Source organism: Halomonas sp. BC04 (genome assembly GCF_000568385.1).
Genome location: NZ_AZQX01000253.1, coordinates 1 through 8310 on the forward strand (window position 1 = coordinate 1; position 8310 = coordinate 8310).

General features: G+C 63.4%; 6 protein-coding genes and 3 pseudogenes. 7 read left to right on the forward strand and 2 right to left on the reverse strand.

The genetic code is table 11. From position 1 onward, the window contains the following. The coding region (locus Q427_RS17680) for an ATP-grasp domain-containing protein (RefSeq protein ID WP_043516397.1) at window positions 1–376 on the forward strand (376 nt) is incomplete at its 5' end. Window positions 377–717: 341 nt separating this feature from the next. Here the strand turns inward: Q427_RS17680 and Q427_RS32485 are convergent. Together Q427_RS32485 and Q427_RS17690 are read right to left on the reverse strand one after the other, a co-directional pair. Further along, window positions 718–1053 (reverse strand): hypothetical protein, encoded by a 336-nt coding sequence (locus Q427_RS32485; RefSeq protein ID WP_197030711.1) that lies wholly within the window; start codon window positions 1051–1053, stop codon window positions 718–720. A gap of 234 nt (window positions 1054–1287) precedes the next feature. Beyond that, window positions 1288–2730: an ethylbenzene dehydrogenase-related protein gene (locus Q427_RS17690; RefSeq protein ID WP_051496497.1), complete on the reverse strand. Its 1443-nt coding sequence runs from the start codon at window positions 2728–2730 to the stop codon at window positions 1288–1290. Between the two features lie 356 nt (window positions 2731–3086). Between Q427_RS17690 and Q427_RS37030 the strand changes: the two are divergent. The 6 genes and pseudogenes from Q427_RS37030 to Q427_RS17710 all read left to right on the forward strand — a co-directional run. Then, window positions 3087–3770: pseudogene (locus Q427_RS37030) on the forward strand (ferric reductase-like transmembrane domain-containing protein); the annotation flags it as partial. 224 nt (window positions 3771–3994) lie between these two features. Continuing rightward, window positions 3995–4225: pseudogene (locus Q427_RS37035) on the forward strand (ferredoxin reductase family protein); the annotation flags it as partial. A gap of 113 nt (window positions 4226–4338) precedes the next feature. After that, window positions 4339–4431: pseudogene (locus tag Q427_RS37040) on the forward strand (cytochrome b5 domain-containing protein); the annotation flags it as partial. A gap of 35 nt (window positions 4432–4466) precedes the next feature. Further along, window positions 4467–5060: a hypothetical protein gene (locus Q427_RS17700; protein WP_231613766.1), complete on the forward strand. Its 594-nt coding sequence runs from the start codon at window positions 4467–4469 to the stop codon at window positions 5058–5060. 113 nt (window positions 5061–5173) lie between these two features. Next, a complete protein-coding gene (locus Q427_RS17705) occupies window positions 5174–7498 on the forward strand; it encodes a putative bifunctional diguanylate cyclase/phosphodiesterase (protein ID WP_043516398.1) in 2325 nt (774 codons plus the stop codon). 54 nt (window positions 7499–7552) lie between these two features. Beyond that, a complete protein-coding gene (locus Q427_RS17710; protein ID WP_231613767.1) occupies window positions 7553–8158 on the forward strand; it encodes a LysR family transcriptional regulator in 606 nt (201 codons plus the stop codon). Window positions 8159–8310 lie beyond the last annotated feature (152 nt).

An 8310-nucleotide genomic window follows, 5' to 3' on the forward strand; every position in this document is an offset into this window, starting at 1 on the left:
CCAGACCCGTGATGGCCGACTGCTGGCCAACGAGATGGCACCTCGCGTGCACAACTCCGGGCACTGGAGCATGGACGGCGCTGTAACCAGCCAGTTCGAGAATCACCTGCGTGCCATCCAGGGCCTGCCACTGGGCGATACCGCCGCGCGCATGCCCACCTGCATGGTCAACGTGATTGGCCGCGAAGGCGACCCGGCGGCAATCCTGGCCATCCATGATGCCCACCTGCATCGCTACGACAAGAGCGAGCGCCCCGGGCGCAAGCTCGCCCACGTCAACCTCGTCGCCCCGAGCCACGACGCGCTGCTCGACAAGGTGCGTGCCTGCGCGGCGCTGCTGCCGGATGCACCGGCACCGCGATTCAGCTTCGAGTAGCCGGCACTTCTCCGCTATGCAGAAGGCCCCGCCATGAGCGGGGTCTTCTGCATTCAGGGAGCGGATAGGGCATCCATAACGAAACTTGATTACGCATAAGGCACAGCAGGCGCCTGCAAGATCGCCGGCAGGCTTGTGCTCGCCTGCAATCCGGATTCTTCCACGCTAAGCTTCCTCCGACAGCGTCGAGGCAATGTTGGTGGAGAGAGCAGCTGTTGGAGCGCTGGTTTCCATCGCGACTGGCGCCGATAGGCGCCTGACAGGGGCTGATCAACATGCGTAATCAGGTAACCCAAAGGACTCCGTTTGGAGCCCTTGATGGTAGCCACTCGGTTCAGCGTTTATTCGAGCGTAGCCTTACCAGGCTTCAGGCGGCCTGGCGCACGGTACCCGAGGTAGATGCCTCCCAGGCCTACCAGCAGCAGGACCAACAATGCCCAGTAGGGTGTGTAATAGGTGGTGTAGACGTTCCAGCCGAGCAGGCCAAGGACAGCGGACCAGGGAGTGGCCTCGCCGAGCATATGCCCGCCCAGTGTGCCGGCGGCGGCGAACAGGAGGCCGCCGACCAGGGCCAGGATCACCAGTGCCCAGCGACGGCTCCCTTCGAAGGCGGCGTCGCCCGCCTGCCACACCAGCACGGTGAGCATGGTGAAGATCCCCAGCGACCAGAAGGCCATCAGGATATGGTTGCGGGCCAGCGGCTGGTGATATTGGCCTGCATCGGCCAGACCATGAATCCGCTGATAATGGCAACTACGCCCCCCAATACACTGATTGCCAGTACCGGAAGTAGGGCAGCTCGGCTGAGCTCAGCGAGGCGCCCCTTGGCCAGGGCCCCGAGCAGGATCATCAGGATGGCGAGCGCCAGAACGCCAGTGGAAAGTGCACGAGCATATGATGCATGGCAGCCATTAGAGGTCTCCCTTGTGATTCGGGCGAAAGGCAGGCAGCAGGGCCAGAGTCATGCCCAGCATGAGGAACAGTCCGCTGAAGAGCGTCAGGCCCCAGCGTGCGGTGATGGGGCCGTTGAACTCCATCTCCATGCCGTAGTAGGCCAGCTGCTTCTCGTTATGACGGGCACGTACCGAGGTGCCTTCGGCGATATCCTTGGCGCCGGCATGGGCATCGCTGATCAGCAGCGGCCAGTTGACTTGGCCGGGGTAGAGCAGGGTGATGTCGGTCCAGTCACCGGACCAGTCGGGCTCGCTGCCGTTGAGGCGCTGGGCCTGGATATCCGCTTCGCGACCGAAGCCAAGCGAGAAGGGGAGTGAGACATAGTGCCAGCGGCTGCCGGTAGCGTCCCGGTGCACCGCGATACCGATGTCGTAGCGCCCCTGTTCGCGGAAGGTCTTGTCATCCAGCGGGCTTCCGGTATCCATGGCGCGTACCAGGGTCACGTCCCAATGACCGTCGGCCCAGCGCGCATCGCCATGGACCCGGATCGCCGCACGCGAGCCTTCGGGCTGGCGCAGCAGACGGCGTGGAATCACGTCGCCGTTCTGCCAGTCGTGGTCGGGATCGAATTCGATGGCAAAGTCCTCGGCCAGGTAGTAGAGGCCGTCGAAGTCGTAGTGGTTCGCGGCGACATCCTCCCAGCGCAAGGCGTGAATATCCACGGCTTCGGGATCGAACATCCAGTTGGGCCGTGCGTTTTCGCCATCCCAGTTGGTGGTGAAGGCGCCTCTGCCGGCATCACTGTTGCGGTATTCGCCGACCCAGTTGTCGTCGGCCATGCCGATGGGGTTGGAGCGTCCCGCACGCCAGTGCCACAGGTCCAGGAAGTAGCCCGCCTCGCGCTGGGCGCTCAGCAGGTCCTCATTCACCACACTGCGCCAGTCATTCTGGTCCGTCCGGGTTGCCGGCAGGTATTTGCGGACATCGCTGCGGCCCAGGGTCTCGCCGAGGTGAGGGTGAGCGCGTACTTCATCCGCACCGGCCACATCCGGGAAGTAACGCATGCCGCTGCCAACGGTGATGTAGCCGCCATAGCGGCCGAACTCGGGAACGCTGCCATCGTCCACCAGCATGGTGACCCGGTCCTCGTAGGCGTTGTCCAGGTCCGGACCGACGGGCGAGGCGCCATGGCGATGCCAGACGCCATCCTCGTAGCGCAGCATGTCGTGATAGACATAGGCCTGTTCGGCGGGCCAACGATAGCGGAAGTAGACCTCATCATCGTTGTAGGCCACCTGCACCTGAAGGGGCATGATCAGCTCATCGGGAATGTGGATGTTGCGGTCATGGTCGTTCTCGATCACGCCGCTACCCTGGGTTGCCCAGGTCAGTGCCAGCGCGGCAGGGAGTGCAAGCGCCAGCCAGGGCGAAACCCTGTGGCCCATCTTGTTATTAGCCATGGAAGCTCCTCGGTCTATGAATATGGTTTGTTGTTGTTATGCGTATCGACGTCAGGGAGGCCTTCCTGGGCTTCAGTGTGGTTGACGCGCTGCATGACGCGTTGATTTGGGTCACACAACGGTGCGTTAGCGCCAGACAGGGTTGCGCAATGGAAATAGTCAGCAAGACTGAGAGAAGTCTGTTCATGATGGAGCCCTGAATGCCCCTCCGACCTCGCTATGGCGACCTGTTGTTAATTGTCCTCCTTCTGCTGCCGCTTCTGGTGGCGCTGCCGCGCCTGGGCGGTATCGGCGGCCCACCGGCGGCCTGGCTCTCCTGGGTGGGACAGGTCAGCGGCATCCTGGGACTGGCGATGATGCTGCTGGCAGCAGCGGTCAGCCTGCGGCTGCCGGGTTTCGATCGCCCTTTCGGTGGGCTGGTTCGGCTCTGGAAGATGCACCACTGGATGGGGTTCGGTGCCTTCATCCTGGTCATGGTGCATGTATTGGCTCTGGCCCTGGCGGCGGTGCCATCCTCGCTGGATGCCGCGGTGGCAACTCTCTTTCCTCCTGTCAGCCATGGTGCGATCTGGCTGGGCTGGTTCGCCTGGCTGGCCATGGTCATCTTCCTGGCGCCTACTTTCGGGTTTTTCGGTCGTCTGCATTACCAGCGCTGGAAGCGCCTGCACCTGGTTTCGGCGGCGGCAGTGCTGCTGGGGCTCTGGCATGTCCTGCTGCTGGCCGGTGAGACCTGGCCCTGGTGGCTGCTCGGTATCGCCGGGCTCGGTGCCATCGCCTGGCGCAAGCTTCTCTCCCCCCGGCTGTCGCGGCTGCCTTACCGGATCACGTCTGTGGACAGACTGGCTCGGGGCGTGGTGGAGCTGGTGCTGGAGCCCGAGGGGCGACGCATGCGCCATGAGACAGGGCAGTTCGTCTACTTGTCACCGCTGGACGAGACCCTGGCAGCAGGCCGCCGCGAGGAGCATCCCTACACCATTGCATCGAGTCCAAGCGACAATCAGCTGCGCATCGGCATCAAGGAGCTGGGTGATGCCAGCCGCGCCCTGCAGTCGGTGACGCCGGGCACCCGGGTGCTGGTGGAGGGGCCCTATGGGGAGTTCTTCGGGCGCCGCTTCCCGAAGCGCGACATGCTCTGGCTGGGCGGCGGCATCGGCATCACGCCCTTCGTCGGCGGTGCCCGTGACCTGGCCTCGGGGGGAGCTTCACGGGGCATGTCCACCTCTTCTATCTCGCCAATAGTCCTGATCGTGCCTACTATCAGGAGGAACTCGAGGGCATTGCCGAGGCTCATGAATCCTTCAGCTTCACCCAGCATTACTCCCGAGAGCGAGGACGGCTGGACGAAGCCTTTCTGCGCCAGCACTGCCCCGACTACGCGGAACGAGAAATCTATATCTGCGGTCCCCCGGGGATGAACGACCACCTGAAGCGACTGCTGACCGACCAGGGCATTCCTGCCTCACGCATACACAGCGAGGTCTTCGATTTCCTATGAACAAGATCGCCTACACCGCCTTTATCGCTTTCCTGGCCAGTATCCTCACCCTGCTCTCAGCCAGTGCGCTTTCCCAGGCAGGGAATGAGGAGCGTCCCGACGACGATCTCGACATGATCACGCTGGACGAACTGGCCGAGCACGACAGCGCCGATAGCTGCTGGAAGGCCATTCATGGCCGGGTCTACGACGTCACCGACTATATCCCCGACCACCCCACCGAAGAGGAGGTGATCCTCGAGTGGTGCGGCAAGGAGGCCACCGAGGTTGGGACAATAAGCGTCCCGGGGTGCCGCACAGCCCAAGGGCCGAGGGGATGCTCGAGGAGTACCTGGTCGGGCGTCTGGTCGACGAGGACGGGGAGCCGGTCGAGTCCCAGGCCGTCGAGGAAACGTCCGAGATCGCCAATGACACCGACACCGCCGAGGCACGCCTTTCGCCAGCCGAGGACGAGCGCCTCCACCGAGCCATGCTGGGTATGCCCCTGGATGGCCACTACCGCGGTGTCTTTACCGACCGCGGGATCATCCAGGTCAACATCACCTTCGACCTGCGCGATGGCCACTTCGAGTCGGTCAACTATCGCTACCTGGCCTACCGTGGGGTGGACTACCTGGCACTGGAGCAGGGCGACGATCTCTATCCGGTCATGGTGCAGCATCGCCAGATCGCCGAGCGCCTGGAAGGCGAGCCCGTCACGCGCATGTTCAGGCTCTACGAGCCCGAGCGAATGGTCGACGATATCGATGGCTACAGCGGGGCTACGCTGCGCGGGGCCAAGGTGATCTCGGCGATTCGGGATGGCCTGAATCGTGGTGTCTACTCCTGGCCTTGAATACGACAGGGAGTCCTCCGGCCGCCTTGCGTTGAGGGCGGCTCCCTCGCTATATCCGCCGGCATGCGGTAAAGATAGGAGCCACGACAAAGTTATCGATTCGGAAGCATCGCATGCCCGTCCTTCCCTCGGAGGAGCGCCTCGAGAGCCTCGGTGCACCTCTGCCTGTCTCCCCCCAACGCCGTCAGCTCGTCCAGGAGCAGGTTCATCTACTCTACGAGCGGTTGTGGCAGCCGGTGCTGGCCAGCGTAATGGGAGCGTGCCTGCTGGTTGCAGCGATGTGGCCGTTATTGCCCGCCACACTGTTGGTCGGGTGGTTGGCCGCGCTGGTGTTTGTCTCCTGCAGTCGCCTGGGTCTCGCCTGGTATTACCAGCGCCTTTCCGCCAGCCGTCGTCGTCAGCGGCGTTGGCTGTACCGTTTCGCCTGGGGGGCCGGTATTGCCGGCACCGTGTGGGGCGCTGCGGGACTGATCATGTTCACCATGGAGCATCCCGGTCAGCTTGCCGCCCTGGCCATCGTGCTGGCTGGGGTCACTGCCGGAGGGATGACCACCCTATCCTCGGTGTGGTGGGTGGCTCCCATCTTCATCCTTCCCACCATGCTGCCTTTGCTGGGCCAGTTGCTGCTGTACGGGACGTCGTTTGCCTGGCTGCTTTCAGCCATGGTGGTGCTGTTCCTCGGGCTCCTGTTGACGGTCAGCCGCCGGCTCTACCGCATCATCAGTGACAATATTGCACTGCGCCTGGCCGTCACCTCACGGGAGACCCAGCTGCGTGAGAGCGAGGGTCGCTATCGTGCCATCTTCCGCCACACGCCCCTGGGGGTGATGCACTTCGACCGGGAAGGGCGGGTCGTCGACGTCAACGAGAAATGCCTGGATATTCTCGGGGCGAGTCGGCAACGCCTGCTGGGGTTTAACCTGCTGGAACAAGTGGAGGACAAGCGGGTTTCCAGCGCGGTGAGCCAGGCGCTGGTCAGTGGAACCGGCTATTACGAAGGGACCTATCGAGCCATTGTCAGCGGCAAGCTGACGCCGCTGCGCGCCTTCTACAACGCCCTGCGCAATGAGAAGGGCGACATTGTCGGCGGTGTGGCGTTGATCGAGGACTTCACCGAGCGCAAGCGAGCCGAGGAGATCATTCATCGCCAGGCCTATTTCGACCCTTTGACAGAGCTGCCCAATCGCCGCCTGCTGATCGAGACTCTGGCTTCCACCATTCGGGACCGCCGCGATGACGGTCGCCTGGGCCTGGTGATGTTCCTCGACCTCGACCGTTTCAAGATGATCAACGACTCACTGGGTCACGCCGTCGGTGACGAGCTGCTCAGGCAGCTCAGCAAGCGGTTGCTGGTCTTCATGCGCGACGGGGACATGGCGGCTCGCCTCAGCGGCGACGAATTCGTGGTGCTGGTGCCGGCGCTGTCGGGGGACCGGCAGGCCGAGCTGGTGAGGGCCGAGCAGATGGCGAGGGATCTTCTCACCTCGCTGCGAAAGGTCTATGACCTCGAGGGGCATAGGATCAGCGTCACGCCGAGTATCGGCTATACCCTCTTTCCTCTTTCTGTCGACGATGACGTGGGCGATGTACTGCGGCATGCCGATACCGCCATGTACCAGGCCAAGGTCAAGGGCCGGGCCCAGGTGTGCGGCTATGAGCCGGCAATGCAGACCCAGATCACCTGGCGACTGGAGATGGAGCAGGCCCTGCGCCGCGCACTGACCGAAGACCAGCTCCTTGCTCATTACCAGCCCCAACTGGACCAGGATGGGCGGATATTCGGCGTAGAGGCGCTGATGCGCTGGCGGCATCCAGTCCATGGCTGGATCTCACCGGAGGTCTTCATTGCCATCGCCGAGGAGAGTGACCTGATCGTCGAGCTGGAGACCTGGATGCTGGACAACTGCTGCGAGCTGTTGACTCGACTGCCGGCCGAAACGCTGCCTCGCCTGTCGGTCAACATCAGCGTGCGACACTTTACCCAGCCTGGATTCGTCGAAGGAGTGACCTGGGTGCTGGGCACTCATGGCGTCGATCCGTCGCGGCTGACCATCGAGCTGACCGAGAGCATCATGATCGACGGTCTCGGTGATGCCGTCGAGCGCATGCATCAGCTCAAGCGGCTGGGGGTCAATCTTGCCCTCGACGATTTTGGTACCGGCTTCTCCTCCCTGACGTACCTCAAGTGCCTGCCACTGGACGAATTGAAGATCGACCGCAGCTTCGTGAGTGACCTGGATTCCGACAGCAACGACGCCGCCATCGTCGAGACGATACTGGCCATGGCGCAGCATCTTGGCATCGAGGTCGTGGCCGAAGGCGTCGAGAACGCGGCGCAGCTGGACTTCCTGCTGAACCGTGGCTGTCGCCGATTCCAGGGCTTCCACTTTCATCGGCCCATGCCCGGTACGGCATTGGAGCGGCTTCTATCCGACTGAGCAGGACCGGTCCAGGTTTCGAGTTCGTCGTCATATGATGAGTCAGGAGGAGCAATGCGAAGCGGCTTCGGGTTCGACCTGCGCAGCATGGAAATCTTCGTCGAGACCCTGGAGCAGGGCAGCCAGAGTGCCGCCGCCCGGCGGCTGGGGCTCAAGCAGTCGTCGGTGTCCCAGAGCCTGGCCAACCTCGAGGAGGGGATGGGGGTGGCGTTGTTCAAGCGCAACACTCGGCCGCTGGAGCCGACCAGTGCGGGTCGCTTCTTCTATGACCGTGCCCGGCGCTTGCTGGAGGAGGCGCGCAGTACCCGTCGTGAGCTGGTGTCGGGCGCCTTCGGGCAGCTTCACCAGGTGCGCCTGGCGCTGGTCGATTCCATGGCCACGGCCGTGGGGCAGCCGCTGATCGAGCTGATCCGGCGCTATACGCGGGACTATACCCTGACCACGGGGCTGTCCCATATGCACAGCCACGCCCTGCTGACTCGCCATGTGGACATCATCATCTCCGATGATCGTCTCGAGAACTACGATGGCCTGGAGCGGCATGCCCTGTTGCGCGAACCTTCGTGCTGGTGGTGCCGCTCGGCTGGTCGGGTCCCCTGGACAACCTGCGCTGGATCGCCCGTCAGCTCGACTTCGTGCGCTATACGCCGCAGTCGTTGATTGGCCAGGCCATCGAGCGCCATCTGCGCTTGAACAAGCTGGAGCTACCGGCCCGACTCCATCTCGACAACACCTTTGCGGTGCTGCGCCTGGTCAGCGCCGGAGCCGGCTGGACTATCACCACGCCACTGTGCCTCTATCAGCCGGCTGGA